This window comes from Algoriphagus sp. (assembly GCF_030694375.1).
GTDB lineage: Bacteria > Bacteroidota > Bacteroidia > Cytophagales > Cyclobacteriaceae > Algoriphagus.
Window position 1 is genome coordinate 1 of record NZ_JAUXYL010000049.1, and the last position, 26,471, is coordinate 26,471.

The 26,471-nt window shown below is 41.0% G+C and carries 29 protein-coding genes and 2 tRNA genes; 24 read left to right on the forward strand and 7 right to left on the reverse strand.

The window, feature by feature from the left end:
- The coding region (locus Q8M62_RS20140) for an NAD-dependent epimerase (protein WP_305668243.1) at window positions 1–1,029 on the forward strand (1,029 nt) is incomplete at its 5' end.
- A 5-nt stretch (window positions 1,030–1,034) separates the two neighbouring features.
- A complete protein-coding gene (gene rfbB, locus Q8M62_RS20145; RefSeq protein WP_304901392.1) occupies window positions 1,035–2,087 on the forward strand; it encodes a dTDP-glucose 4,6-dehydratase in 1,053 nt (350 codons plus the stop codon).
- Between the two features lie 57 nt (window positions 2,088–2,144).
- Here the strand turns inward: rfbB and serA are convergent, their stop codons facing one another.
- Window positions 2,145–4,037 (reverse strand): phosphoglycerate dehydrogenase, encoded by a 1,893-nt coding sequence (gene serA, locus Q8M62_RS20150; RefSeq protein ID WP_304901391.1) that lies wholly within the window; start codon window positions 4,035–4,037, stop codon window positions 2,145–2,147.
- A gap of 226 nt (window positions 4,038–4,263) precedes the next feature.
- On the opposite strand from serA, the gene Q8M62_RS20155 reads away from it, so the two are divergent.
- Both Q8M62_RS20155 and Q8M62_RS20160 read left to right on the forward strand, forming a co-directional pair.
- Window positions 4,264–4,788: a DUF4920 domain-containing protein gene (locus tag Q8M62_RS20155; protein ID WP_304901390.1), complete on the forward strand. Its 525-nt coding sequence runs from the start codon at window positions 4,264–4,266 to the stop codon at window positions 4,786–4,788.
- A gap of 1 nt (window position 4,789) precedes the next feature.
- Window positions 4,790–4,993 carry a hypothetical protein gene (locus tag Q8M62_RS20160; RefSeq protein ID WP_092728667.1) on the forward strand — a complete coding sequence of 68 codons (204 nt, stop codon included), beginning with the start codon at window positions 4,790–4,792 and terminating at the stop codon, window positions 4,991–4,993.
- Window positions 4,994–5,031: 38 nt separating this feature from the next.
- On the opposite strand, the gene Q8M62_RS20165 is transcribed toward Q8M62_RS20160, so the two are convergent.
- Window positions 5,032–5,916 carry an HAEPLYID family protein gene (locus tag Q8M62_RS20165; protein ID WP_304901389.1) on the reverse strand — a complete coding sequence of 295 codons (885 nt, stop codon included), beginning with the start codon at window positions 5,914–5,916 and terminating at the stop codon, window positions 5,032–5,034.
- A 44-nt stretch (window positions 5,917–5,960) separates the two neighbouring features.
- A complete protein-coding gene (locus Q8M62_RS20170; protein ID WP_304901388.1) occupies window positions 5,961–6,362 on the reverse strand; it encodes a hypothetical protein in 402 nt (133 codons plus the stop codon).
- A gap of 119 nt (window positions 6,363–6,481) precedes the next feature.
- Here Q8M62_RS20170 and Q8M62_RS20175 point away from each other — a divergent pair, with 119 nt between their 5' ends.
- The 7 genes from Q8M62_RS20175 to Q8M62_RS20205 all read left to right on the forward strand — a co-directional run bounded on the left by Q8M62_RS20175 (window position 6,482) and on the right by Q8M62_RS20205 (window position 12,941).
- Window positions 6,482–6,853, forward strand: a complete 372-nt coding sequence (locus Q8M62_RS20175; protein ID WP_304901387.1) for a DUF983 domain-containing protein — start codon at window positions 6,482–6,484, stop codon at window positions 6,851–6,853.
- Between the two features lie 118 nt (window positions 6,854–6,971).
- Window positions 6,972–7,373, forward strand: coding sequence for a hypothetical protein (locus Q8M62_RS20180; protein ID WP_304901386.1), 402 nt, complete (start codon window positions 6,972–6,974; stop codon window positions 7,371–7,373).
- Entirely contained in the window at window positions 7,366–7,734 is a 369-nt protein-coding gene (locus Q8M62_RS20185) for a DUF2237 family protein (protein ID WP_304901385.1), read from the forward strand. Before Q8M62_RS20180 ends, Q8M62_RS20185 begins: the two co-directional genes overlap by 8 nt.
- 94 nt (window positions 7,735–7,828) lie before the next feature.
- Window positions 7,829–8,509 carry a TetR/AcrR family transcriptional regulator gene (locus Q8M62_RS20190; RefSeq protein WP_304901384.1) on the forward strand — a complete coding sequence of 227 codons (681 nt, stop codon included), beginning with the start codon at window positions 7,829–7,831 and terminating at the stop codon, window positions 8,507–8,509.
- Complete coding sequence (locus tag Q8M62_RS20195) at window positions 8,499–10,196, forward strand: peptidase domain-containing ABC transporter (protein WP_304901383.1); 1,698 nt, start codon at window positions 8,499–8,501, stop codon at window positions 10,194–10,196. Before Q8M62_RS20190 ends, Q8M62_RS20195 begins: the two co-directional genes overlap by 11 nt.
- A 4-nt stretch (window positions 10,197–10,200) precedes the next feature.
- Window positions 10,201–11,556: an HlyD family secretion protein gene (locus Q8M62_RS20200; RefSeq protein ID WP_305668244.1), complete on the forward strand. Its 1,356-nt coding sequence runs from the start codon at window positions 10,201–10,203 to the stop codon at window positions 11,554–11,556.
- Entirely contained in the window at window positions 11,553–12,941 is a 1,389-nt protein-coding gene (locus Q8M62_RS20205) for a TolC family protein (RefSeq protein WP_304901787.1), read from the forward strand. Before Q8M62_RS20200 ends, Q8M62_RS20205 begins: the two co-directional genes overlap by 4 nt.
- Window positions 12,942–12,954: 13 nt before the next feature.
- Here the strand turns inward: Q8M62_RS20205 and Q8M62_RS20210 are convergent, their stop codons facing one another.
- Window positions 12,955–14,265 carry a tagaturonate reductase gene (locus tag Q8M62_RS20210; protein ID WP_304901788.1) on the reverse strand — a complete coding sequence of 437 codons (1,311 nt, stop codon included), beginning with the start codon at window positions 14,263–14,265 and terminating at the stop codon, window positions 12,955–12,957.
- Window positions 14,266–14,310: 45 nt separating this feature from the next.
- On the opposite strand from Q8M62_RS20210, the gene Q8M62_RS20215 reads away from it, so the two are divergent.
- Both Q8M62_RS20215 and Q8M62_RS20220 read left to right on the forward strand, forming a co-directional pair.
- On the forward strand, window positions 14,311–14,592 hold the full coding sequence (locus Q8M62_RS20215) for a DUF1330 domain-containing protein (RefSeq protein ID WP_304901789.1): 282 nt from the start codon (window positions 14,311–14,313) through the stop codon (window positions 14,590–14,592).
- Between the two features lie 139 nt (window positions 14,593–14,731).
- A complete protein-coding gene (locus Q8M62_RS20220) occupies window positions 14,732–15,373 on the forward strand; it encodes a hypothetical protein (RefSeq protein WP_304901790.1) in 642 nt (213 codons plus the stop codon).
- Between the two features lie 55 nt (window positions 15,374–15,428).
- Here the strand turns inward: Q8M62_RS20220 and Q8M62_RS20225 are convergent, their stop codons facing one another.
- Window positions 15,429–17,063, reverse strand: a complete 1,635-nt coding sequence (locus Q8M62_RS20225) for a UxaA family hydrolase (protein ID WP_304901791.1) — start codon at window positions 17,061–17,063, stop codon at window positions 15,429–15,431.
- A 47-nt stretch (window positions 17,064–17,110) separates the two neighbouring features.
- Between Q8M62_RS20225 and Q8M62_RS20230 the strand changes: the two genes are divergently transcribed.
- Window positions 17,111–18,103, forward strand: a complete 993-nt coding sequence (locus Q8M62_RS20230; protein ID WP_304901792.1) for a sugar kinase — start codon at window positions 17,111–17,113, stop codon at window positions 18,101–18,103.
- Window positions 18,103–18,771, forward strand: a complete 669-nt coding sequence (locus tag Q8M62_RS20235; RefSeq protein WP_092728653.1) for a hypothetical protein — start codon at window positions 18,103–18,105, stop codon at window positions 18,769–18,771. Before Q8M62_RS20230 ends, Q8M62_RS20235 begins: the two co-directional genes overlap by 1 nt.
- A 117-nt stretch (window positions 18,772–18,888) precedes the next feature.
- Here Q8M62_RS20235 and Q8M62_RS20240 read toward each other — a convergent pair whose 3' ends face one another.
- Window positions 18,889–19,524: a peroxiredoxin gene (locus Q8M62_RS20240; RefSeq protein ID WP_304901793.1), complete on the reverse strand. Its 636-nt coding sequence runs from the start codon at window positions 19,522–19,524 to the stop codon at window positions 18,889–18,891.
- Window positions 19,525–19,718: 194 nt separating this feature from the next.
- Between Q8M62_RS20240 and Q8M62_RS20245 the strand changes: the two genes are divergently transcribed.
- Genes Q8M62_RS20245 through Q8M62_RS20275 form a run of 7 tightly spaced genes read left to right on the forward strand, consistent with a single transcriptional unit; the run spans window position 19,719 to window position 25,043 of the window.
- Window positions 19,719–20,051 (forward strand): arsenosugar biosynthesis-associated peroxidase-like protein, encoded by a 333-nt coding sequence (locus tag Q8M62_RS20245; protein ID WP_304901794.1) that lies wholly within the window; start codon window positions 19,719–19,721, stop codon window positions 20,049–20,051.
- Window positions 20,051–21,106 carry an arsenosugar biosynthesis radical SAM (seleno)protein ArsS gene (gene arsS, locus Q8M62_RS20250; protein WP_304901795.1) on the forward strand — a complete coding sequence of 352 codons (1,056 nt, stop codon included), beginning with the start codon at window positions 20,051–20,053 and terminating at the stop codon, window positions 21,104–21,106. The genes Q8M62_RS20245 and arsS overlap by 1 nt, the downstream gene beginning before the upstream one ends.
- Window positions 21,103–21,714 carry a TIGR04282 family arsenosugar biosynthesis glycosyltransferase gene (locus Q8M62_RS20255; RefSeq protein WP_304901796.1) on the forward strand — a complete coding sequence of 204 codons (612 nt, stop codon included), beginning with the start codon at window positions 21,103–21,105 and terminating at the stop codon, window positions 21,712–21,714. The genes arsS and Q8M62_RS20255 overlap by 4 nt, the downstream gene beginning before the upstream one ends.
- Window positions 21,707–22,678 (forward strand): arsenosugar biosynthesis arsenite methyltransferase ArsM, encoded by a 972-nt coding sequence (gene arsM / locus Q8M62_RS20260; RefSeq protein WP_304901797.1) that lies wholly within the window; start codon window positions 21,707–21,709, stop codon window positions 22,676–22,678. Before Q8M62_RS20255 ends, arsM begins: the two co-directional genes overlap by 8 nt.
- A 22-nt stretch (window positions 22,679–22,700) precedes the next feature.
- Window positions 22,701–23,279: a DUF6134 family protein gene (locus tag Q8M62_RS20265; protein WP_304901798.1), complete on the forward strand. Its 579-nt coding sequence runs from the start codon at window positions 22,701–22,703 to the stop codon at window positions 23,277–23,279.
- Window positions 23,280–23,284: 5 nt separating this feature from the next.
- On the forward strand, window positions 23,285–23,989 hold the full coding sequence (locus tag Q8M62_RS20270; RefSeq protein WP_370690573.1) for a TIGR04283 family arsenosugar biosynthesis glycosyltransferase: 705 nt from the start codon (window positions 23,285–23,287) through the stop codon (window positions 23,987–23,989).
- Window positions 23,973–25,043 carry a VOC family protein gene (locus Q8M62_RS20275; RefSeq protein WP_304901799.1) on the forward strand — a complete coding sequence of 357 codons (1,071 nt, stop codon included), beginning with the start codon at window positions 23,973–23,975 and terminating at the stop codon, window positions 25,041–25,043. Before Q8M62_RS20270 ends, Q8M62_RS20275 begins: the two co-directional genes overlap by 17 nt.
- Here Q8M62_RS20275 and gap read toward each other — a convergent pair.
- The gene (gene gap / locus Q8M62_RS20280; protein WP_304901800.1) at window positions 25,040–26,053 is read right to left on the reverse strand and encodes a type I glyceraldehyde-3-phosphate dehydrogenase; all 1,014 of its coding nucleotides are present in this window, start codon (window positions 26,051–26,053) and stop codon (window positions 25,040–25,042) included. The genes Q8M62_RS20275 and gap overlap by 4 nt on opposite strands.
- A gap of 185 nt (window positions 26,054–26,238) precedes the next feature.
- Between gap and Q8M62_RS20285 the strand changes: the two genes are divergently transcribed.
- Window positions 26,239–26,310 (forward strand) — tRNA-Glu (locus tag Q8M62_RS20285).
- Between the two features lie 56 nt (window positions 26,311–26,366).
- A tRNA-Glu gene (locus Q8M62_RS20290) sits at window positions 26,367–26,438 on the forward strand.
- Window positions 26,439–26,471: the final 33 nt, after the last annotated feature.

A 26,471-nucleotide genomic window follows, 5' to 3' on the forward strand; every position in this document is an offset into this window, starting at 1 on the left:
GCCGGATTTATTGGATTTCATGTTGCACAAAAATTAATCGATCGCGGAGACGAAGTTGTCGGACTGGATATTATCAATGACTATTATGACGTCAATCTAAAATATTCCCGACTTGAATACCGGGGAATTCCAAAGTCTGAAATTGTAAGAGGAAAATTGGTACAGTCAACTACCCAAAAAACCTATCGGTTTATCCAACTGGATTTAGCACAAAAAGAGCCTTTGATGGCACTTTTCGAACAGGAAAAATTTGATGTGGTCATTCATTTGGCAGCACAGGCAGGAGTTAGGCATTCTTTGTCTCATCCGGAAGTGTACATTGAGTCCAATATCATGGCATTTCTCAATATTTTGGAGGGATGCAGATTTCACGCGGTAAAGCATTTAGTCTATGCCAGCTCAAGTTCGGTGTATGGATCAAATGAGAAAATGCCTTTTTCTACCTCAGATACTGTTGACCATCCGATCTCGCTCTATGCGGCATCCAAGAAGGCCAACGAATTGATGGCCCATACGTACAGCCATCTATTTGGAATTCCGACAACAGGCTTGCGCTTTTTTACTGTTTATGGCCCTTGGGGAAGACCGGATATGGCTTTATTTTTATTTACTGAGGCGATCTTGAAAGGCGAACCTATTCAGGTTTTCAATTATGGAAATATGAAGCGGGATTTTACTTTCATCGATGACATCGTAGAAGGAGTGCTTAAAGTTGCTGATCGACCTGCAGGCCCAAATGCTGATTTTGATCCTCAAAATCCTGATCCGGGTAGTTCCAAAGCACCATATAAAGTGTATAACATCGGTAACTCTGATCCCGTTTTGTTGATTGATTACATCAAAGCTGTGGAGAAGGGACTTGGGAAAACTGCCAAAATGGAACTATTGCCTTTGCAACCTGGCGATGTACCAGCATCTCACGCTGATGTGACTGATTTGGTACGGGATACAGGTTATAAGCCTGCTACTCCAATTGAAGAAGGAGTAAAGGCCTTTACAGATTGGTATTTAGCGTATTATAAAAAATAAAATTTATGTCAAAATCAATCCTGATCACAGGAGGTGCCGGATTTATCGGTTGCCATGTGGTGCGTCTTTTTGTGACCAAGTATTCAGAATATAAAATTGTTAATCTGGATGCGCTGACGTATGCAGGTAACTTGGAAAACCTAAAAGAGGTTGAAAATGCCCCCAACTATAATTTCGAAAAAGTAGATATTCAAGATGCTGATGCGCTCGATTTGATTTTTGCGAAGCATCAGATCTCTGACGTAATCCACTTGGCCGCAGAATCTCACGTGGATCGATCCATCTCAGACCCTATGGCTTTTGTCAAAACCAATGTTTTTGGGACAGTAAACTTACTCAATGCGGCCAAAAAAGCGTGGGTTGGAGAACTGGATCAGCATTTATTTTATCATGTTTCCACAGATGAAGTCTATGGTTCGCTGCATGATGGTGGGTTCTTTTTGGAAACTACAGCCTACGATCCCCAGTCGCCCTATTCCGCTTCCAAGGCTGCTTCAGATCATTTTGTACGGGCTTATGCAAATACCTACAAAATGAAAACCGTGGTCTCCAACTGTTCCAATAACTACGGGCCAAACCATTTTCCTGAAAAGCTGATCCCGCTTTGCATTAACAACATCAAAAACTCAAAACCGCTTCCCGTTTATGGGAAAGGTGAAAATGTGCGCGATTGGTTGTTTGTAAAGGATCACGCTAGGGCAATTGACACGGTTTTTCATCGGGGGAAACCGGGTGAAACCTATAATATCGGTGGCTTCAACGAATGGAAAAATATTGACATCGTGCGCTTACTTTGTCAAAAGATGGATCAAAAGCTAGGCCGCGAAGCTGGAAGCTCCGAAAAGCTGATCACTTTCGTCCAGGATAGGGCTGGCCACGATCTCCGCTATGCCATCGATGCGACTAAAATCCAAAAAGAACTGGGTTGGGATCCCAGTTTGCAATTCGAAGAAGGAATTGAACTAACCATTGATTGGTACCTTGCCAATGAAGAATGGCTGGAACACGTGACCTCGGGAGCGTATCAGCAATACTACAAAGAGCTCTACGAAAATTGATAAAACACCAAAAGCCCCGAATTTTCGGGGCTTTTGTCGTTTTTAGCTGAAATAAAATCAATATAACGTCCTGAATCTTATCGTTCCAGGAATCGTCTTCAAAGTTTCGATAGCCTCAGCTTCGTACACCTTATCGATATCTGTAATTACATATCCGATTTTCTCATTTGTTTTGAGATATTGGCCCACGATATTGATATTGAAGTTGGCAAGTACCTGGTTGATTTTAGCCAAAACACCGGGCTCATTATGGTGAATGTGAATCAAGCGGTGTGCATTTTTCAAGAAAGGCAATTGGATATTCGGGAAGTTTACTGAATTGTAAGTGTTGCCTGTATTGATGTACTCCATGATTTTGCCGGGAACAAACCGTGCAATATTTTCCTGTGCCTCCAAGGTGCTACCGCCAATGTGGGGTGTCAAAATGGTGTTTGGCAACCCCTTCAACTCAGATTCAAATGACTCCTTATTGTTTTTTGGTTCTTCTGGGAACACATCGACAGCACATCCTGCCAAATGACCGGAGAGTATCGCGTCCCGCAAAGCTGGAATATCCACCACATGTCCACGGCTCAGGTTTACTAAAATGGCACCTGGTTTCATTTTTCTGATCTTTTCCCCATCAATCAGACGATTGTTGTCTTTTCGTCCATCGACATGAAGGGAGGTCATATCACAGGTAGCGAGCAACTCATCCAAGGAATCAACTTTTGTGGCATTTCCCAAGGCAAGCTTTTCAATTACATCGTAATAGAAAACGTTCATGCCCATGTTTTCCGCCAAGACAGAAAGCTGTGCGCCGATATTTCCATAACCGACGATTCCGAGTTTTTTGCCTCTTATTTCAAAAGAACCGGTAGCTGATTTGTCCCAATTTCCTTGATGCATTCCGACAGATTTATCCTGAAAGCGGCGCATTAGAAAAATAATTTCTGCAATAGCCATTTCGACCACAGAACGTGTATTGGAGAAAGGAGCGTTGAAAACCACAATTCCTTTTTCCTGACAGGTTTCTAAATCTATCTGGTTTGTTCCGATACAGAAAGCTCCGATAGCCAAAAGCCGATTGGCATTTTCCAGCACCTTCTTGGTCACGTTGGTTTTTGACCGGATTCCCAAAATAGAGACCGTTTTGATTTTCTCACACAGTTCCTCTTCACTGAGGGCACTGGAGATAACCTCAACCTCATATCCTTCATCTTGAAGAATTTGTATTCCTATTGGATGTACATTCTCAAGTAGTAGAACTTTAATGCGACTTTTTGGGTAAGAAAATTTCGTATTCAACTTATTGATGTAAAGGATTTCGTCAAAACTAGGAGCAATATGATCCGCCTGACTAACTACTTTTGGACGGTGAACGTTTTCTGTAAATGCATAAAACTTGTTGGCAAGGCCCGATGCTTTGATTTCATAATCGGTATATCCATCACCGATGACATAAATGTCCCCCTCAAGATTTAAGTTTTTAATGGTTTCCGCTTTTCCATTGTTTTTGGAGAGAGGATTTTCCCGGTTGAAGTCTACAATATTCCCGGATTCATCGTAGACAAATTCATTGGCAAAAACATTCTCGTTTAATATGCCATATTCAGAAACTATCGGAAGGATGAAGTCCTTAAATCCATTGGAAATGATATAGATGTCCTTAGCGTTTTCGCGAAGCCACTCTTTGTTACGTTCAAAGGATTTTGAAACTTTCTGTTTCAGCGCAGCTATTAGATCCGTGATCTGAGTTTTGCTTGCTTTCAGTATTTCCAAGCGGAGTTCCAAGCTTTCCCTAAAGGTAATGGAACCCTCCATTCCCTGGTCTGTGATATCCTTGATTGATTGGAGTTTTTGCGCTTTTTCGGGGTCGTTGATCAGGCTGATTTCCCCAAGAATATCCAAGGCTTCCACTTGGGTAAAGGTACTGTCAAAATCAATGATGAACTTTTTGGTTTGAGGCATGAGTGCAGGGTCGTATTTCTAAACTTGAACAAAATTACAGCAATGCTAAAGAATCGGAAGGTTTATTGAAAAAAATGTTTGTTTTCTTTTGATACATTCGAAAATCTCAAAAAAAACGAGAGCTATCCCTCATTTTTATGACTCTGTGGGAATTTGCTGAATAAATTGAAAATCGGTTTTCTTGATGGAGCTTTTGGGCTATTTTTGAGGATAAATTCAAATTTCTATGAAAAAATCAATCTTACTATCTGCCCTAAGCCTTGTAATGCTTTCTTTTTCCTGCCAAAAACCTGCAGAATCTGTGAAAGTCGAAACTACCATTAAAGCTGAACCTGTCGGAGAAGTGGAAGTGGTGCCTGGTGGGTACGGTGCAGATCTAGCCGATAATAGTGTTATTGGCACTGCCGAGATGGTTACAGTGGTGGAGGCCTCCGGAACTTTTACAGGAAAGATATCAGGAGAGATTAAAGAAGTCTGCACCAAGAAAGGTTGCTGGTTTACGATGGATTTGGCAAATGGCGAACCGATGCGGGTTACATTTAAAGATTATGGATTTTTCATTCCGACCAATTCACAGGGGTTTCCTATAATTCTTGAGGGTGTTGCAACTCTGACTGAAACAGATGTTGAGACATTAAAACATTTTGCCGAAGATCAGGGAAAATCAAAAGAAGAGGTGGATGCCATTACAGCACCAAAGCGTGAAATCACCTTTGAGGCCACAGGTGTATTAATCAAAGACAAAGCATAAAATGCCAATCGCACTGGACAACCTTCGGGTAGGTAGAGTTTACAGGTTTGTCAATCAGGGCGAAATCCGTACGATTCAGATAGTGGATCGACTTGCTGGAGACAATTTCAAGATCAAGGATCTTGATACCTTGGAATACTACACGATCCATGAACTCCTCCAATGGGGTAGAGGGAAAGACTACGATCTGGAAGAATTTAGATAAAAAAAGGGGCATAAAATGCCCCTTTTTTTGATTTAAGATTAATGCATCGCTTTGAATCCTGGTTCGTAAATGATTCTGACGAAAGATCCTAAACCTGCGTCTGGTTGAGCAATAGGAATGGTAGATACAATTCCTATCATCAGATTTTCCGCCAGACCAAGGCGCATTTGAGGTCTAAGTGTTGCAATTGATTTTCCATTCACGAATTCCTGATTCAATTCCAACCCAATAAAATTTCGTGTACCGGAAACCATGTAGTGTAAGTTGTAATTTGCCTCAAATCCAACTTCGGCCTGCTTTCCATACCCTTTTTCAATCCTTGGACCGGTGTAAATCAAGGTATGGTAATTGCTTCCCCATCGCTTTGCGGCAACAAAGAAGGGGTTGAACAAATTTCCTTTGAAGGCATTCATTTCCCCCATTTTTTCAAAATCCACTAACGCAAATTCATGGATATATCCTACGGCAAGAGAGGTGTTTCGCCTCTCGGAAACCAAGAAAGTGTATTGTCCTGCGACCTTGATAGATTCCAGCTTATTTGCAGGGACCGCACCTTCGGAATTCCCATTTCTGAATGAATAGAGACTTACAGGCAATTCTACTTCCAGACCCAAACGGTCGATTGGCGCCCATTCGTATTCGATGAGAGCATGAAATTCGTCATAGCGACGCTTGTCCTGCATCCCAAAGCCCACGTTCCACTCTTTTTCGCCTTTTCTCGCGCCTAAGTCCCTGATAAGATCAATGTAAAGCGGTTCCGCATGAAGCACCTTCGGTTTTAGGGAAGTTTTTGGTTTTTCGACTTCTTCAATGAAAAGGCTGTCAAGTATTTGCCTTTGTACTTTAAGCGTATCAATTTCTTCTTGAGCCGAAACACAGAAGCTTCCAAACCCAAATAGGGCAAGGAATAGTATTTTTTTCATGGTAAATTAAGTTGATTGTTGCTTTTGGATGAAATTCCGAAAAATCAGCAACGATCGGGAGGCGGGGTATCAGATGCAGAATAGCTTGAACTGATATTTTGCGAAACAAAAAACTGGAATCTCTCTTTGAGTGTCAGAGAAGAAAAAAGTTTGATCCCCGGTATTTCAATCAAGGCCAGTTTGATTTTTTTGAGTGAATTGTCATCCTGTTGAGTGCCATTATCGGGAATCAGATCTTCGCTGCCATCCAGGACCCATTCAAAGATCAACTCTGTGAGGGTGTCGATGGGATCATCCATTTTCATTCCTTTAGTGATTGAAATATTTCCTTCGTAAAAATTAGCAGAGAGATTTATGAAGTTGGCCACGAGTAGAAAAAGTAAAAACCTGGACCAGCTGCTCGTTCGCATGTCGCCGATCAATGATTTTGCTTTTCTTTTTTCCATGCCCAAAAGTACGAAAAGAATCCTCCCGAGTTTTTGAAAAAAAGTTAAACCTTCAAAATGAAGAGGTAACTTTGGTCACATATTATTGAATCCTTACAAAATAAATTAGCAACAAAAACATGTCTAAAAGCCTTGGATTCGCCATTGCCAGTGCGAATTGTCCCCAATGTCGGGAAGGAAAGCTTTTTTCGGTAAGTATACTTAGCTACCGTAAGCTTTCTGACATTAATAAAAACTGCAAAGTCTGTGGTGCAAACCTTAATCCCGAGCCCGACTTTTATTATGGGGCAATGTACATCAGTTATGCATTTTCAGTGGCATTGGTCATTACCTCCCTTACTGCTATCAATGTGCTGGTAGATGTGCCTAAGCTTTGGATGTACCTCAGTCTTGTCGTTGTTCTGAATATCTTATTACTTCCCCTCATGTTGAGATATTCAAAAGTTTTGTACTTGTACGGATTGGGCAAATTGAAATACCGGGAGCGATAATAGGCGTTCTCTATCTGATCATCATTAATCCGATGGCTTGATCAATTTCCGTAAAAAAAAAACTTCATTGCCCACTTGTCAGTTCTTGTATAACCGGCAAATTCTCCTAAATAGATAGATGGAAAAAGTAAGTCTTTTAAAAAAAATCTTAATCAGAGGAATGGGGTATTTTTACTTTATCGCTGGGATCAATCACTTTTTGACTCCGGATTTCTATATCCCTTTGATTCCTCCCTTTTTTTCAAATCCCAGTTTAATCAATCTGCTTTCAGGGATCGCTGAGGTTTTATTGGGTTTGGGAATTCTTTATTTCCCTACTCGATCCAGAGCAGCTTGGGGAATAGTGTTCATGTTGATTGCCTTCATTCCCGCACATTGGTATTTTATTCAGATTAATACTTGTATAGATGGAGGACTTTGTGTTCCTGCATGGATAGGTTGGGTAAGGTTAATTTTGATTCAGCCAGTTCTCATTTTTTGGGCTTATTGGGTCGCTAAATATCCTAAAATTTATGTCTAAGAATGTTTTTGGAGAGGATCTAATCTCCTGTAGTACCAGTCCTATGACAGGATTTTATAGAAATGGATGCTGCGAAACTGGCCCGGAAGATTCCGGTACGCATACGGTATGCGCGATGATGACGGAGGAGTTTTTGCTTTTTTCGAGAAGTAGAGGGAATGATCTTATTACACCACGCCCAGAATATCAATTTCCCGGTCTAAGCGCCGGTGATAAATGGTGCCTTTGCGCACTTCGTTGGTTAGAGGCTTATCGTAGCAATTGTGCCCCTCCTGTTTTTTTGGAAGCCACTAATGAAAAAACATTAAAACTTATTCCTCTGGAAATTTTAATTTCAAAAGCATTGAAGAATACTGAGTAAATCGGTGAATTGTTAATCTTACTAACAAAAATAAGAGAAATACAAACTTTTTTTAATTCCCTTTCGTTTAGCATCCAGTACATTTCTCAGCTGGATGGAATCTATTTTAAAAAAAATGCGGGTTGAAGTCAATTCCAATCTGTATATCAAAGAACCCTTTAGCTCCGACTTGGGTGCTTTGCTGGTAAGTGAAGGCACTCAAATGATTCAGGAATTGGGCATAGAGTTGTTTACATTCAAAAAGCTTGCACAGCAAATCGGTAGTACAGAGGCTGCGATTTATAGGTATTTTGAAAATAAGCACATGCTGCTACTTTACCTGAATGCTTGGTATTGGGCTTGGATGGAGCATAATTTAGTTTTTGCCACTTCTAACATAAAGGATCCATTTGAACGGCTGGCAATTGCCATTCGCCTGATGGTAGATGGACCTATCTGTCTGGAAAACGAATTTTTGGATCCGAAACTCCTTAGAAAACTTGTTATTAATGAATCGATTAAGGGATATTTGACCAAATCAGTGGATGTTGAGCATGAGTCTGGTATTTTTGCTCAAGTGTACCGCTTTGGGGAAAGGATATCAAGTATCATCAAAGAGATTAACCCTTCCTATGAATTTCCAAAAACTTTGGTATCTACCGTGATGGAATCCAGTTTGCTTCATTCATTTAATTCAATTCACTTGCCTGGGATGACAGATGCCAGGCATGATGGATCAGCCCAACTACAGTTTTTCCACCAACTTGTATTAAAAGCAATTTCCAATGCAAAGTAATTCAGTGATGACTCCTTTGAAGCGATTATTTGGATTGCTCAAGGAGGAAAAAAATCAAGTGTATGCCATCTATTTCTATGCTGTACTGAATGGCTTGGTCACCCTTTCTTTACCCTTGGGAATTCAGGCTATTTTGAATTTTATCCTCGGTGGAAGGATTAGCACCTCTTGGGTGATTTTGGTGGTTATCGTTGCACTTGGGGTTGCCTTTGGAGGGTTTTTGCAGATTTCTCAATTGCAGATTATGGAGAAATTGCAGCAACGTATATTTTCTAAATCAGGGCTTTCTATCGCATACCGCTTGCCCAAGGTGAAGACGGAGATCATGCATGGACAGTATGCTCCGGAGATAGTTAATCGCTTTTTTGATACTGTGAATCTTCAAAAGGGCATTGGTAAAATTTTAATTGATTTTTCGGCGGCATTACTTCAAGTGATTTTTGGTTTGCTTTTGCTAGCGATTTATCATCCATCTTTTATTCTTTTTGGAGCAGTTCTTTTTGGGATTCTATTCTTGATTTTTTATTTCACCGGGCCACGTGGTATGGAAACGGCCCTGAAAGAGTCTTCTTATAAATACCTCACTGCTTATTGGCTGGAAGAAGTGGCCAGAACATTGAATTCCTTCAAATTGGTTGGCAGTACAAGATTACCTATTCTGAGGGCAGACAAATTAATTCAGCGCTACGTAGAATTTAGGGCCAAGCACTTCTCAGTGCTGGTTTTCCAATACAAGGTGATGATTGGATTTAAGATTCTTATTGTTACCAGCTTATTGTTTGCGGGCAGTTTGTTATTGATTAACGATCAGATTTCGATTGGCCAATTTGTAGCTGCTGAAGTAATCATTGTTTTGGTGATCAATTCGGTCGAGAAACTAATCCTATCCCTGGAAACTGTATACGACACCTTAGTGGCTGTAGAAAAGCTCGGTCAGGTGATGGATTTGGAATTGGAACATCACAACCCCTCAGAAAAAGTAATTGTAGCTGCACCCGAAGGATTAAAATACAGTATGTCCAATGTCGTTTTTCAACCACAGGATGTTGAAGAGCCTATACTGAAAAACGTTAGCCTATCAATTGAACCTGGTAGGAAAGTGGTTGTGACAGGAAAAAGCGGAAGCGGTAAAAGTGCTTTGATGGCACTTTTTTCAGGGTTGTACGAAGAGTTTGAAGGAACTGTAGCGGTCAACGATCTCTCCCTCGAATATATTAATCTGGAAAAATACAGGGGAATGGTAGGTGATTTTCTGGAGCTTCAGGAGATTTTCCATGGTTCCATTCGTGAAAATATACTAGTAGGAAGAGACTTTGATCTTTCACACTTGGAGTATATCATTGATTTGGTGGGTCTTAAAGACTATTTATATAAACTCCCCGAGGGCTTAGAGGCGATGCTTCAACCCGGAGGTCGTGGACTTTCCAAGTCATTGGCACAGAAAATTCTACTCGCCAGAGGATTTGTAGGTAAACCAAAGGCATTGATCATGGAGAATGTTTTTCTTCATGTGGAGAAGGATGTGTTTTCCAAAATTGTGGATTACTTATTTAATGGAAACTGGACCTTGCTCATGGTTTCCAATGATGATGAAATACTGAGCCGGGCAGATGAGGTACTCCTTATGGACTCTGGCAATATTATCTATCATGGAAGCTATGAGGGCTATAAAAACTTAACTATTTAAGGCTATGTTGAATATTTCTTCTAATAAGATTCAGGAATCAATTCCATTTAGCGGCTCTAAAAGTTTGGTAATGACTCTTCCGCTAAAAGAAAATCAGCGAAGAGTAAGATTGCTCACCGGGATTTTGATTTCGGCTTTCATCATGCTATTTCTGCCTTGGACTCAAAATATCCGCTCCAAAGGATATGTCACTGCACTTAGGCCTGATCAAAGACCGCAAACTATTCACTCGATCATTGCGGGTCGAATTGAAAATTGGTATGTAGCCGAGGGTGATTATGTCGCAAAAGGAGATACAATTTTGAGGATTTCCGAAGTCAAAGACGAATATTTTGATTCCTTACTACTCCCCAGAACACAGATGCAAGTAGATGCAAAAGCATCTTCTGCAAGATCCTATGGAGACAAGGTGAGTGCCTTAAATGATCAGATAAGAGCGCTGAGGAGAAATAATATTTTGAGAATTCAGCAAACAGAAAACAGACTCAGGATGGCTGAGCTGAAAGTTCAGTCTGATAGCATTGAATTGGTGCAGGCCAAAGTGAATTTTGATATTGGTAAATATCAACTGGAGCGAGCCGAAAATCTATTCGATGAAGGATTGAGATCATTGACAGACTTTGAGACAAGAAAATTGAAGTTTCAGGAAGTGCAGGCAAAATTGATCTCCTCCGAAAACAAATTGCTCAGCAGTAAAAATGAACTGATCTCCGCTCGAATTGATCTGGATGCTATAGACAATGATTTCAAGGATAAATTGGCCAAAGCAGAGTCCGAAATGTATACAGCAATGTCTTCTCAGTTTGATGCCGAAGCAAGCACTACAAAGCTTGAAAATCAATATTCGAATTATGAGCGAAGAACCGGGTACAGACACATCCTTGCACCGCAGGATGGATACATTGCCAAGGCCATACAAGTGGGGATAGGAGAGACGATAAAGGAAGGAGATCCAATCGTCAATATTGTACCTGCAAATGCCGAGTTGGCTGTGGAAATGTACGTGCAGCCGGTGGATCTTCCACTGGTGAAAGTAGGGAATAAGGTTCGTTTCATATTTGATGGCTGGCCAGCTATCGTTTTCTCTGGTTGGCCACAGATTTCAAATGGGACCTTTGGAGGGGTGGTTATTGCAATTGATCAGTTTGCAGGTCCAAATAACCAATATCGGGTATTGGTGATGGAAGATCCTGAAGAAGACGCATGGCCTGATTTGCTTAGGATTGGTTCCGGAGCTGATGGAATCGCGCTCTTTAATGATGTGCCGGTTTGGTACGAAATCTGGCGGCAACTCAATGGTTTCCCGGCTGACTATTATACTCAAGAACAAAAAGATCAAGCTGCATCATCCAAAAAATGAAAAAACTGACGCTGATTTTATTGGTGATTTTTTGGCCGCTGTTCGCAAAAGCTCAAGATACCCTCAAACTCAAATTTGAGGAGTATATGGAGTGGGTTCGTCTTTATCATCCTGTGTCTTCTCAGGCTGAGTTGAATCTTCGCTTTGGTCAAATGGAATTAATGCAGGCAAGAGGGGCATTTGATCCTCTGATCTACGGTAATCTTGATAAAAAGCAATTCAAAGAATCAACTTATTACGACAAAAGAGAGGCTGGAATAAGTATTCCAACATGGATGGGTGTGGAGTTAAATGGTGTATTTGAACAGAATTCAGGAAATTTTCTAAACCCTGAGGCCGCTGTTCCATCCAATGGATTGCTTGCGGCGGGTGCTTCTGTAAACTTAGGTCAGGGTTTGATTTTGGATCAAAGAAGAGCGTCCTTACGTCAGGCACAAATCTTTCAGCAATCCAGTGAGGTGGAGCGCGTCAGGCTTTTGAACGAATTAAACCTTGCTGCCACAGCCATGTATTGGAAGTGGGCATTGGCTTATGAGAATTTGAATGTGCTGAGAGAGGGGGTGGAACTGGCTGCTTCACGATTCAATTATGTCAAGCGGAGCTTTGAACAGGGAGATTTTGCAGCAATAGACACTGTAGAAGCTTTTTCTCAATTATTGAATCGTCAATACCGACTTCAAGAGACTGAAAACTCGTTTTTCGCCACGACTCAGGAGCTAAATACCTTTCTCTGGAATGAAGATGGAAATCCGATGACTTTGGGTGCGGGAATTGTCCCCGAGAGTTTATTCGAAGAGTTTACTTCTTATCCGGATTTTGAAGAATTGCGTACACTGGTCATAAATCATCCCGAATTATTGATCACGGACTTTGAGTTGGCGAGTTTGGATGTGGAACGACGGCTGAAAGGTCAGGAGATGCTTCCTACAGTTAAACTTAAGTACAACTTTCTGAGTGAAACTCTTTCGCAGTTTGACGAGTCGCCATTCTATGAAAATAATTACAAATGGGGACTGTCGGTATATACCCCCTTACTTTGGAGAAAATCCCGAGGAGCGTTTGGATTGGCAAAAGCCAAAATTGATTTCAAGCAAAACTCAAGAGATCTAAAGGAAATCCAGCTGAGGATGAAACTGGAAGCAGAACTAAATAACTGGAGGACTTTGAATCTCCAACTGCTTACTTTCACTGAAAATGTTAAAAGTCTCCAAGCCCTGCTTACCGGAGAAATCCGAAGGTTCCAGATGGGAGAATCAAGTTTGTTTCTGGTGAACGCCCGGGAGGTTTCAGTTTTTGACTCTCGTGTCACACTGAATGATCTTGCTTCCAAACTCAGGATTTCTTATGCAAAAACACGATATGCAGCAGGTATAGGGTTTGATTAACTCATTGATAAATTTATACTTCTGTCAGTTTAGTGTAAGCTAAATCGAATGCTGCATCCCAATTCAGTTGCAACCAGTGTGAAAGAGAAAGCTTGAGATTGTCCAGTTCAGTTTGATTTTTTGAAACATTCTGAAACCATAAGACGATGTCATTACTGTCTCGGATTTTGTCCGGATGCCTGAGGTAAAATAGAAGCAGTGAAATCAGACAGTAACTTAGTTTTTGAGGGTAATAGCCAAAGGAAGCCCGATAATCCAATAGAATGGGGATAATGCGGCTCTTTGCTTTTGAGATACTGTTAAGTGAAATATCACTCAGTTTGTGTGAAACAAACGGATTTTTGAATCGATCAATAACCTCTTTCCCGTATTTTTTTAAATCATCTGGATTCAGGTTTAGACTAGGGATGATTTCTTTCGCAATCATTTCCAGAAGGAAACTTTCTCGCTCCGGGCTTGCTATCCAGTCTCCGACGGTTTTGATATTCAATAACTGTCCATGGCCCGTCATTGCGGTGTGTGAGGCGTTTAGTATCCTGACTTTCCTCAAGGAATACCCTGAAATATCCTCCTCCAAGATTACCTCGGAATTACTTTCCAAAAAGGGGAGATGAACTCTAACAGAAGCCGGCCCCTCTATGGCCCAAAGTGCAAAGGGTTCAGCTTGGACAAGAAAAGGATCTTTTTCTTTTAAAGGTAAATTAAGGTGAGAAGGAAACCCAGGTACAATTCTGTCTACCAATGAATTAAGAAATATAACTTTTCCTTTTATCCATGAATTGAATTCTTTTGGAAGATTCCAGTTTTTAGAGTGGCCTAGGACAAAACCTTTTAGAAGCTCGCCATTTTGAGGAAGTAATTCGCAGGGTAAGATTACAGTATCTGCCTCAGGGATTAGCAGAAATCTTCTGTATAGCCACTGGGTCATTCTTCCCGCAAAGGATTCCGCAAATTTTTCAAAAGGACCTTCCTCTTTCCATACCATTCCGGCTTCTGTTACATTGGAAATAATCCATTTTAGATGTGGAGAGTGTGCAAATTCAAAAAACTTCTCCTGCTCCAAAGGCAGACTTAGCCCATCTTTGATGCAATTAATTTTTTGAATTGATTCAATTTTGTGTCCGTCCTTATAACCCGCAACCAATAGATGGTATTCATAATTTTGAGCGGCTAATTTAGCGATGGTATTTCCTGAAGTAGATTGTATGAGACAGACATTCAATTGTTTGCCTGATTCATTCAAATCTTGAACCATTGAACCAATAAATGCTCTTAGGAAATTTCCTGTACCAAATTGCAGGATTTGTATTTCGGGATTTGCCATGTTCAAAGTTTTTAACTACTTAGTAGGTGTAAAATAATCACCACTATGTCAGCCTTTGTTTTAGTAGAAGTTAATATTCAAGATCCTGAACTTTACGAAGAATACAAAAAATTAACACCCGCAAGTGTAGAAGCCTACCAAGGGAAGTTTGTGATCCGGGGTAATCCCATTCAAGTCATGGAAGGTGAGTGGAATTTCGACCGCCTGGTACTTTTGGAGTTCCCGAGCAAAGCCATTGCCTTGGAATGGTATAATTCCAAGGAATATCAAATTGCCAAGAAAATTAGAGAAAAAGCCTCTTCGGCAAACATTTTTATTGTCGGATAATTTATTTGGCATTTTTATTGGTGTGAATAACAAATAAGATGCTTTTTGTTGAAAAGCAATCTTAGATCACTTAACAGTTAATTATTGAAATAATTAAATAAACATTAAAAAAATTTTATCACCCCAACCGAATAATTCTATGAAACAAATCAAACTAAAATTATTGGGACTTGTTCTGATAAGTAGTATTGTCCTTTCCTCATGCATGTCAGAGGCAGAGACACCAGTGATTAATGAATTACTGACAAATGAGTCCACTGGAGTAGTTCCAGGAGGTGAGAATTTTAGAAAAGGATCAGAATATAATTATTCAGAAGAATTTTCCAATCAATTGTTCAGTGTTGAATATATAGGAGATAATCCTTTAGGGATAGCTTTTTTTCCGGGCACAGGCACTGGAATGGCAAATCGAATGGGAAAAGCAAGCTCTTTTCTGAATCAGCTGGCAATTATTGACCCTAACACAGGTGGAATTATAACAATTAATGCACCAGTAACACAGTTTTTTACAAACGAGCTAGCAAGTTTAGGACTCACTGAGATACCTGATGAAGTAAGTTCATTGACCACTGATGGTAAAGGAAATGCAATTTGGTTTAAAAATATCAAGAATATTACCACATCTATCTCTGAAACTTTGACTGAATTTGAAGCAGAAGTTGAAGTTATTGGAGGCAATGGACGGTTTTCAAAATCAAGTGGTAAAGGTATAGTAAAAGGAACTTTTAATCCCATGACAGGAAAAGGTTCAAGTGTTTTACAGGCTAGAATAAATTATTAATCACCCTGAGTAAAGTACAAAAGCGGCCTTGGATTCCAAGTGCCGCTTTTTTGTTTTATAGCGAGACCCCGCGTTTCCATGGGATGAAATCATAGTTTCTATTCTGTTCGGCCTTGGTTTTTATTTCCCCACTTGCCACTTGAATAATCAGATTCAGGAGTTTGTCTCCGCAACTTTCGATCGAATCTTCGCCTGTAATCACAGTACCCGAGTTGAAGTCAATGATGTCGGGCATCCGGTTTGTCAGTTTATGATTGGTGGCTACCTTGATGACCGGACAGATGGGATTGCCGGTAGGAGTACCAAGTCCGGTAGTAAATAAAATGATGTTTGCTCCACTTCCGGCTAAACCTGTAGTACTTTCCACGTCATTTCCCGGAGTACAAAGCAAATTTAATCCGGGGGTTTTCAGGTATTCGGTATAATCCAAAATGTCTGAAACTGGCGCTGTTCCTCCTTTTTTAGCCGCCCCACATGATTTGATGGCGTCAGTCAGAAGTCCGTCTTTGATATTTCCCGGACTTGGATTCATATCGAAGCCACTGCCCACTCGCTTTGCGGCAGCATTATAAGTCTCCATCAAATGAACAAACTTATTGGCCAATCCCTCGGTTTTGCAGCGGTTGATGAGGTTTTGTTCTGCACCGCAGAGCTCAGGAAACTCAGATAAGATAGCAGCCCCGCCAAGCGCTACAATCAGATCAGAAACTCTTCCCAAGGTTGGATTTGCAGATATTCCCGAAAAACCATCCGAACCGCCGCATTCCAGCCCGATGACGAGTTTGTTTAAAGGAAAAGGCTGTCGAGCTATTTTGTTGGCCTCAATTAGACCTTTAAAAGTCTCTGTAATCGCCTTTTGGATTAATTGTTCAGTCGTTCCCTCTTGCTGCTGATCACAAAGAATTACAGTTTTTGGCTCACCTTTTTGAATAAGCGATAGCTTTTCCATCAAGATACTTGCTTGGGCATTTTGGCAGCCCAGACTTAGGACTGTGGCCCCAGCTACATTAGGGTGATTGATATAGCCGGCAAGTAGGGCACAAAGGGACTCCGCGTCCTGCCGGGTTCCTCCACATCCCATATCGTGAGTGAGAAATCGGATTCCGTCCAGGTTTTGGAAAATTCGTCTGGGACTGAACCCGGATTTTTGCGGAACCGTTTCCGTAATTTTTTCATACTGAAGGCCGGAAATCAGGTTTTTGATCTGAATCTCGTAGGGATTGGGACTGCTAAAACCTAGGGCATTTTCAAATGCTTCCTGAAGTAATTTCACATTTGTGTTTTCACAAAAAACCAATGGTAAAACTAGCCAATAATTTGCCGTACCTACCTGATTGTCAGATCTTTTATATCCCATAAATGTCTTCTTTTCCCAGTCTGAAATATTTGGGGGAGTCCAGCTGAATTTGCCTGGATTTAGGGTGTATTCGCGGGTTTTGTGATGAATATTGGCAAGTGTGATCGGGTAGCCTTTGGAGATGGCTTGTGTCGCTTCACCCACTATGGTACCATACATGAGAATATCCTCGCCTGGCTTAAAATCCCGCATGGCAAACTTGTGTTTTGCTGAGACAAAATCCTGAATTTCAAGCTCTATGTCGTTTAAGACTACTTTTTGGCCGGGTTGAAGATCCGAGAGCGCTACTCCAACATTGTCTGTGGGGTCGAGAAGCAGGGTGGTATTGTTCATAATTTTTATCCTTAACTTGTTCAAATTAGAGAAAAAAATATTCTTCAATGAAGAAAATTGTCACGCTAGGAGAGGTAATGCTGAGACTTTCACCTCCCGGAAATCAACGTTTTTTCCAGACTCATTCCTTTGATGTGGAATTTGGCGGATCTGAAGCCAATGTCGGTGCTTCCTTGGCCTATTGGGGAATGCATGTTGCACATCTGACCGCGTTTCCAGACAATGAAATTGGCTGGGCCGCTTCTGGTCAGCTTCGCAAAAATGGAATCGATACCCGATATATTCATCATTTGCCAGGCAGGATGGGTGTATACTATCTCGAGCAAGGGGCCATGCAGCGGAGCTCACAGGTGATCTACGACCGGGTAAATTCTGTCTTTTCAAATTTTGATGGGAAAAACCTGAATTGGGACGAGGTTTTTGATGGAGTGGATTGGTTCCACTGGTCAGGTATCACGCCTGCTTTATCCAAAAAGTGCGCTGATCTTACACTTAAATCTCTTCAGGAAGCAAGGAAAAGAGGAATTACTGTCAGTGGTGATCTCAACTATCGAAGCAACCTTTGGCAATTTGGTAAGCAACCCCATGAGGTTATGCCGGACTTGATGAAACTCACGAATGTGATTATCGCAGGTTCAAGGGATTTTAAACAATGCCTGAATGAAGATTTCAAAAGTTTCAATGAGGTGAAAAGTATGGCTTTTCACAGATTTCCTGAGCTGGAGTTCATTGTGAAAACGGACCGAATCTCCCATAGTTCTTCGAACAATACGATTTCAGCCACACTTTTTGGAAGTAAAAAAACCTATTCGTCCAAAGCCTATGAGCTCACTCATATTGTGGATCGTGTTGGTACGGGCGATGCATTTGCCGGTGGACTGATCTATGGTTTACTGCATTTCAAACCCAAAGAAGCAATTGAATTTGCAATGGCAGCCGGAGCAATCAAGCACAGTGTACCCGGAGATGTATTACTCTGTTCCCTTCAAGAAATCAATGAACTGGCAAGCGGTGAAGCTGTCGGCAAAATCAAACGTTAATGAGAAATCCCACGCCCTTTATTAAAAAAATGCATGCCGGTGGCATGATGCCTATATTTTTCCATCCCGACGCAGAGGTCTGTCTGGATTTGCTTCATGCTGCTTACGAAGGTGGAGTCAGAGTCATCGAAATGGTGAATCGCGGGAAAGAGGCCAAGTCAATTTTCCCTAAAATCAGAGCAGCGGCAGATAAACTCCCGGGGATTTACCTGGGTGCCGGGACAATATATCATCCCTATGAAGCGGAGGAATACATCGAAATGGGCGCAGAATTTATCGTGGCACCGGTGATGAATCCAAAATTGGGTGAGTACTGCGCAAAAGTAGACGTGCCTTGGATACCGGGTTGTGGTTCAGTTTCGGAAGTGTTTTTCGCTCAGGAGTTAGGAGCTGAGTTGGTGAAAATCTATCCTGCCAATGTTTTGACCCCTGAATTTGTACCAGCTGTTCATGCAGTGATGCCGAAAATTGAAATTATCCCGACAGGTGGAGTGGAACCAACGGCTGAAAGCTTGAAAAAGTGGTTTGACGTTGGCGTCTTATGTGTAGGCATGGGTTCTCAGCTATTCCGAAAAGACCTGATTGCTAAAGGCGATTTTGACCAAATCAAAGAATCTGTCAGGTATGCGATGGGAATCATAGAATCAATACATGAAAGCAAATCCTGACCGTGTTCATATATCCTAAAAAATACCCTCATAAAGCGAAGTGCTTAATGGGGGTATTTTTCAAATGACTGCTGGCAAACTGGGCTATTTCTTAGGTTCCCCAACTTTGGTCTTTTTTTACAAATCCGGCTGTGGAGTCATTCTCAAATAAGGTTTGATGACTTTATGACCTTTGGGAAATTTGCCGGGAATATCCTCCGTTTTGATTGCAGGAGCGACCACTACATCTTCTCCGTGCTTCCAATTTGCGGGGGTGGCGACCGAATAGTTTGCCGTTAATTGCAGTGAATCAATCACCCGAAGGAGTTCGTCGAAATTCCGACCTGTGCTTGCAGGATAAGTAATAATCAACTTGATTTTTTTGTCTGGACCGATGACGAATACCGATCTTACTGTAAAATTTTCATTGGAGTTGGGGTGGATCATGTCGTATAATTCTGATACTTTACGATCCTGATCAGCGATGATTGGGAAATTGACCACGGTATTTTGTGTCTCATTGATGTCATCAATCCACAGCCTGTGACTTTCCAAACCGTCTACACTTAAAGCAATAACTTTAGTGTTTCTTTTTGAAAATTCATCTTTTAGCTTGGCTACAGCTCCAAGCTCTGTTGTGCAGACCGGAGTGTAATCAGCAGGGTGGGAGAATAATACGCCCCAACCGGTGCCAAGATATTCATGAAAATTGATGGTTCCTTCGGTAGTTTCAGCCGAAAAGTCTGGAGCAATGTCTCCGAGTCGTAATGCCATAATTTTAATATTTTAAGTCTATAGAATGAATAGACTTAAAATTTGGTAAAAGGTTTCAGGATTTGAAGTCTTTGGGAATGTTTCATTTATCAAGTTCAGATTTAAAATTTTTAAACAATGTCCGCCATTTGATATTTTTAACGGTACAACAATCCGTTCTTTAGCTATTAATCGTACATCTCAAAAAATCACAAATGAAGACTTATTATAATCCTGAAGACCTAAAAAAATTTGGAGCAATCGGAGATCTTCAAAAATCAATGGCGGATAAGTTTTTTGCCTACTATGCGGAAGTGTTTAAAGAAGGAGCACTCACCGCAAGAGAAAAATCGCTTATTGCATTGGGAGTAGCCCATGCCTTACAATGTCCCTATTGCATTGATGCCTACACCACGGATACCCTGGAAAAAGGCTGTGACGAAGAGCAGATGATGGAGGCTGTCCATGTGGCTGCGGCCATTCGTGGTGGGGCCTCCTTAGTACATAGCACTCAAATGATGAATAAAATCAAAGAAATATCAATGTAATGAAATCACTCAAAGCGCAGCTGCATAGTTTAGCAGACCCCGAAGAGGAATTGGCAGTATTGGAAGAAAGACATCCTGGTGGCCAAAAAAACAATTTTCAAAGTCATCTCGAAGGAATTGGATTATTTCCACTTCAGCCTACCACGCTTGAGATTTTTCAGATCAATCTTGGGAAAATGTGCAATCAGGTGTGCAAGCATTGTCATGTGGATGCAGGACCCGACCGGAAGGAGATCATGACCCGCGAGACCATGAAGTCTTGCCTTGATGTGATTCAGAATGAGCCTTTTTTAAACTGTGTCGACCTCACTGGCGGGGCGCCGGAGATGAATCCTGATTTCAGATGGTTTGTGGAGTCGATTCGATCCATCAGACCTGATATAAAAATTATCGTTCGGTGTAATCTCACGATCATTCTTGCTAATCCCAAATTCCACGATTTACCGGAATTTTTCAAAAGGAATACCATTGAGGTAGTTTCATCCTTGCCTTATTTTACTGCCATGAAAACGGATGCGCAGCGAGGGGATGGGGTTTTCGAAAAATCTATTCGTGCGCTACGAATGTTAAATGAGGTTGGATACGGAATTGAAGGTTCTGATTTAGTTTTAAACTTGGTTTACAATCCATCCGGAGCATTTCTGCCTGGATCGCAGTCTGAATTGGAAGCTGAATTCAAAAAGAAACTCAAGGAGCGGTTTGACATTGAGTTCAATTCTTTATTTACCATCACAAATATTCCGATTTCCAGATTTTTGGAGTATCTGCTTCGCTCGGATAATTTTGAAAATTACATGGAAAAGCTCTTATCGGCATTTAATCCTTCAGCAGCAGCCGGTGTCATGTGCCGAAATACCATTTCGATAGGATGGGATGGGTATTTATACGATTGTGATTTCAACCAAATGCTAGACATGAAGGTAAATACTCCGAATTCAATTCACCTCTCAGAATGGGACTCATCGGCGCTATCTAATCGGTCTATTCAAATCAATAATCATTGTTTCGGTTGTACTGCCGGTGCTGGTTCCAGTTGCGGAGGGGCTACTGCATGAACCGTGCAGCATTGATTATTTTCCAAAAAAATGCTGTGCTGGGCAAAGTAAAAACCCGATTGGCAGCTTCGATAGGAGATGAACAGGCCTTGGAGGTATATCGTTGGTTGACTGATTATACCCATGAAATTGTGAAGGAATTGAAGGTCGATAAATTTCTGTTTTACTCAGATTATATTCCTGAAAATCCCGAAGGGAATTTGGAAGGGTATCAGCTTGAAGTGCAGTCAGGAACCAATTTGGGAGAGCGAATGAAAAATGCCTTTGCTCACCTTTTCGCTAAAGGATATTCAAGCGTGGCGATCATAGGGACAGATTGCCCTGACTTGACAGGACGAGATCTCAACAGAGCTTTCTTGGCTTTAAGTCAATCAGACTTGGTAGTAGGTCCCGCTAGGGATGGTGGATATTACCTTTTGGGGATGAGTAAATTTATTCCTGAAATTTTCAATAATATTCCATGGAGTACTTCCCGAGTACTTGAATTAACGCTGAACTTGGCCGATAAATTAAACTTGGATTATGAGTTCCTACAAATTCTATCAGACATAGACAACTTAGAAGATTGGAACCAATTTAATACCCGTAAACAAATCACGCATGAATAATTACCTCGACACTACAGTAGATGTCTACAAGCAAGCAGCCTTGAAACCGGACGTTGGTCTATGCTGTACTACTACACCCATTTGGCAACTGCCAGAATTACGGATCCCGAAAATTATGCAGGAGATGAATTATGGTTGCGGTAGCACCGTTCATCCCCGTGATTTGGTCAATAATCCAAAAATCCTCTATGTGGGAGTAGGGGGAGGGATGGAAGTGCTTCAATTCGCTTATTTCTCCAGACAGAAAGCCGGAGTGATCGGAATTGATGTAGTGGATGAAATGTTAACTGCTTGCGAGGAAAATCTGGCCGTGGCAGAAAATGAAAACCCTTGGTTTCATCGGGATTTTGTGGAATTGCGGAAAGGTACAGCCATGCAGCTGCCTGTGGATGATAATAGCATTGATGTAGCTGCACAAAATTGCCTCTTCAATATTTTTACGCATGAAGATTTGAAGCAGGCATTGGCGGAGATGTACCGGGTATTAAAACCTTACGGAAGATTGGTACTTAGTGATCCGATTACCGAAAACCACATGCCGGATTCACTGCGAAATGATTCAAGACTACGTGCGCTTTGCCTGAGTGGTTCACTTTCGATGAAAGATTACCTTCAGATGATTACCGATGCAGGCTTTGGTACTGTAGAGATTCGCGCTAAGCGCCCCTATCGAATTTTGGCACCAGGTCAATATGATACTGAGGAGATGATTTTCTTAGACTCAATTGAAGTATGTGCCATCAAAGATCCGATGCCAGCTGACGGCCCATGTGTTTTCACGGGTAAAGCCGCAATCTATTTTGGAAGCGACGAATATTTCGATGATCACAAGGGTCATGTTTTGATGAACAATCAGCCATTGTCGATTTGTGATAAAACTGCCGCTGCAATTCATAACTTGGATAGAAATGACATCTATGTTTCAGAATCCACTTATTTCTACGACGGCGGGGGCTGCTGTTAGTAAAAAGCTAATCCTTCTCGTATTGGCGTTAGTCTTTGTAATGGGTGATGGATTTGCTCAAAATCAAAGCAATGAGCGAAACTATGAGATTACAGTCCTGGGTTTTAAAATAGGAGAAATGAAAGCAAATAGATCCAAAAGCTCCGATAGTACGCTTTATAAAGTGAAGAGCAATGTGAGCTTTTGGTTTTTTGGCAAAGTCAACGTGGACTTCAGATTAGATTCACGGTTTGCGAATAATCAAGTCGTTTGGACAAGAAGTTTTTCCAAAAGCAACAAGGGTGATTTTCAATCGGAAGTTAAATGGAATGGAAGGCATTATGAGGTGGATGCATCCACGTATAAGTTTGAAAATTCCAAACCTATTTATGATCTCATTACATTAAGTAGTGTCATGCTTTTTTTTCATGAACCTAAGGCAAATCAAGACTTCTTGGGGGAAGTTTTTGGACTCGTTTCCAAAGTAAAAAAGATATCAACTAACGTCTACGAGGTAACGATAAACGGAAATACCAACCGCTACTATTATGAAAATGGAATAATGGTCAAAGCTGAAATGCAAAGTCCCATAAAAAATTATTTAATCAAATTGGTGAACTAGTAGCGATGATGAATTTGTCAGTGATCATTCCTACGCTCAATGAAGCTGAAAATATCAAGGAGCTGATTCCCTTTTTGTTAAAGCAAGGAGGAGATTTTATCAATGAAATAATCGTGGTAGACGGAGGCAGCACAGACTCCACCTGCCAAATCGCAGCGTCTTTGGGGGCTAGGGTGTTAATTTCAGAACAAAAATCAAGAGCCGTTCAGATGAATTTAGGTGCTAGACATGCTACTGCGAATATCCTTTATTTTGTTCATGCGGATACGAGACCTTTAGGCTCATTTGCGACTGATCTTCAAAAAGCTTTGATTAAAGGCTATAGAGCAGGTTGTTACCGCTACAGATTTGACTCAGAATCTTTTTTGTTGAGGTTAAATTCCTGGTTTACACGTTTTAATGGGCTTTTTTCAGGCGGAGGAGACCAGACTTTGTTTATAACACGTGATTTTTTCAATACATTGGGAGGATATGATACCAACTTTTGTCTGATGGAAGATTTTGAATTAGTGAAAAGAATCAAAAAACAAACTAAGTTTTATATCATACCGAAGACCATGACAGTGTCAGCGAGAAAGTATCGGGAGAATTCCTGGCTAAGAGTTCAACTAGCTAACTTGTATGTCTTTACGCTTTTTCATTTTGGTGTGGCTCCGGAAAGGCTAAAAAATTCTTACGCAATACTATTACATCATGATACAAACTCCTGATAAGTCATACCAAATTAATGGAATTCAACAAATAGGAATAGGAGTAAAAGACGTTCATCAGGCTTGGTCTTGGTATCGGAAAGCTTTTTCGATGGATGTGCCGGTATTTGAAGATGAAGCAACTGCCAACTTGATGACCCGCTACACCAATGGGATTGCAGAGTCACGACATGCTGTACTGGCCTTGAATATGCAGGGAGGAGGGGGATTTGAAATCTGGCAATTCACCAGTCGAACACCCAATTCTACTGATTTCGAAATTTTGCCGGGAGATTTGGGGATTTATGCAGTGAAAATTCGTGTGAGGGATATCCAGAGAGCTTTTGAACATTTGCAAAACCAGAATGCCCAAATTTTAACGGAAGTTGCAAAGACACCCAATGGAATGGGTTCGTTTTTCCTAAAGGATCCCTTTGATAATATTTTTCAGGTTGTGGAAGATTCCAATTGGTTTTCTGAGAATTCATCCCCGACAGGAGGAGTGTTAGGGGTGGTTATTGGTGTTTCTGACCTTGAAAAGTCTATTCCACTCTATCGTGATATTCTGGGGTTTTCAGTTTTAAATTATCAAGAAGAGGGGGTTTATTCCGATATTCCAGGTGAAAAATTCACCTATAAACGAGCACTGCTTGCAATGCCAGGAAAGTGTAATCCCGGTGCATTTGGAGCGTTACTTTGCCCCGCTCAAATCGAATTGATTGAAGTAAAGGAAAGGCAAGGCCGTCATATCTTTAAAGATCGACTTTGGGGTGATTTGGGATTTATCCATTGCTGTCTCGATGTAAACGGGATGAAAAATCTGAAGAAAAAGGCTGGAGAAGTTGGATATCCATTTACTGTGGACAGTGAGAATAGTTTTGATATGGGAAGTGCTTCTGGGCATTTTGGTTACCTAGAGGATTATGACCAGACTTTGATTGAATTTGTGGAAACTCACCGCGTCCCAATTCTTCAGAAGTGGAATCTTTATCTCAACTTGAAAAAGCGAGACCACAAAAAGAATCTACCAAAGCTTTTAGTGAAGTTATTGGCTCTTAACCGCGTGAAGTCTTAAGTATTTGATATTTTTTCGACCAGATTAACCAGTCGGTTTGCATAGCCTGACTCATTATCATACCAGCCAACGACTTTTACCAGATTGCCTTTTGCCGAGGTGAGCGCCTCGTCAATGATGCAGGAATTAGTGTTTCCCAAAATATCCATAGAGACAATTGGATCTGCTTCTACTTGCAAATAGCCTTTTAGTTTTCCATTTTCTGCATTTTTATAGGCATGGTTGATTTGTTCAGCAGTAACTTCCTGCTTTAATTCTACAATCAAATCCGTCAATGAACCATCGGGAACAGGTACGCGCATCGCCGAAGCTTCGATTTTACCTGCTAAGGCAGGTAAAATAATATCCAATGCTTTGCCTGCATTGGTGGTAGTGGGGATAATAGAATAAGCGGCAGCACGTGCCCTTCTCAAATCGCGGTGTGGCGCATCATGCAGGTTTTGATCATTGGTATAGGAATGCACGGTAGAAGCAAAGCCTTTTAGAACGCCAAAATTTTCATCCAAAACCTGAATCATGGGAGCGAGGCAATTGGTAGTGCAGGATGCGTTTGAAATGATCGTTTCCGTCCCATCCAAAATAGAATCATTTACTCCCAAAACCACCATCGGAATACTTAGGTCTTGAACAGGTGCTGAGATAATAACTTTTTTAGCACCTGCTTTCAGGTGTTTTTGGGCTCCTTCACGGGTAGTAAACCTTCCTGTACATTCGATGACAACGTCTATATTCAACTCTTCCCATGGTAATTCTTCGGGATTTGATTTGGAGAAAAGTTCAATCGGATAATCATTGATAAAAAGGGTATTTTCATTCAATGAAACTTTCTCTTCAAATTTGCCATGTACAGAATCGTATTTCAGTAAATGTGCGATGGCTGTAGGATCAGCCAGATCATTTATCGCAACCAACCGTAATCTTGGATTTAAAAAGAGAAGCTTTGCGGTATATCGGCCTATTCGACCAAATCCGTTAATAGCAATTCTTGTTTGAGGAGTTTGATTTGACATGTGAAGATTTTCTCAGGACGAAATTAGATAAAAACCTGAGATTGGTTTAAGCAAAATTTTAAGGCTTTGGTTCAGGTTTTTACCTTAATTGCCAAAGAAATTTTTGTGCCGATTTTGGCTTTGTAAATCTGACCAGCTATATTTGCACAACCTTACGGAAAAGCATGTTTTTCGGGGTTTTTAATGGTCGGTTCGTCTAGGGGTTAGGACGTATCCCTTTCACGGATAAAACACGGGTTCGATTCCCGTACCGACTACATATCACTGATTTTCAATAAATTAGATCAGTGATTTTGAAATTTTTAAATAGTATGGTCGATTCGTCTAGGGGTTAGGACGTATCCCTTTCACGGATAAAACACGGGTTCGATTCCCGTATCGACTACAAGACTCCAAAGCAAAATCGCTAAAAGTCAAT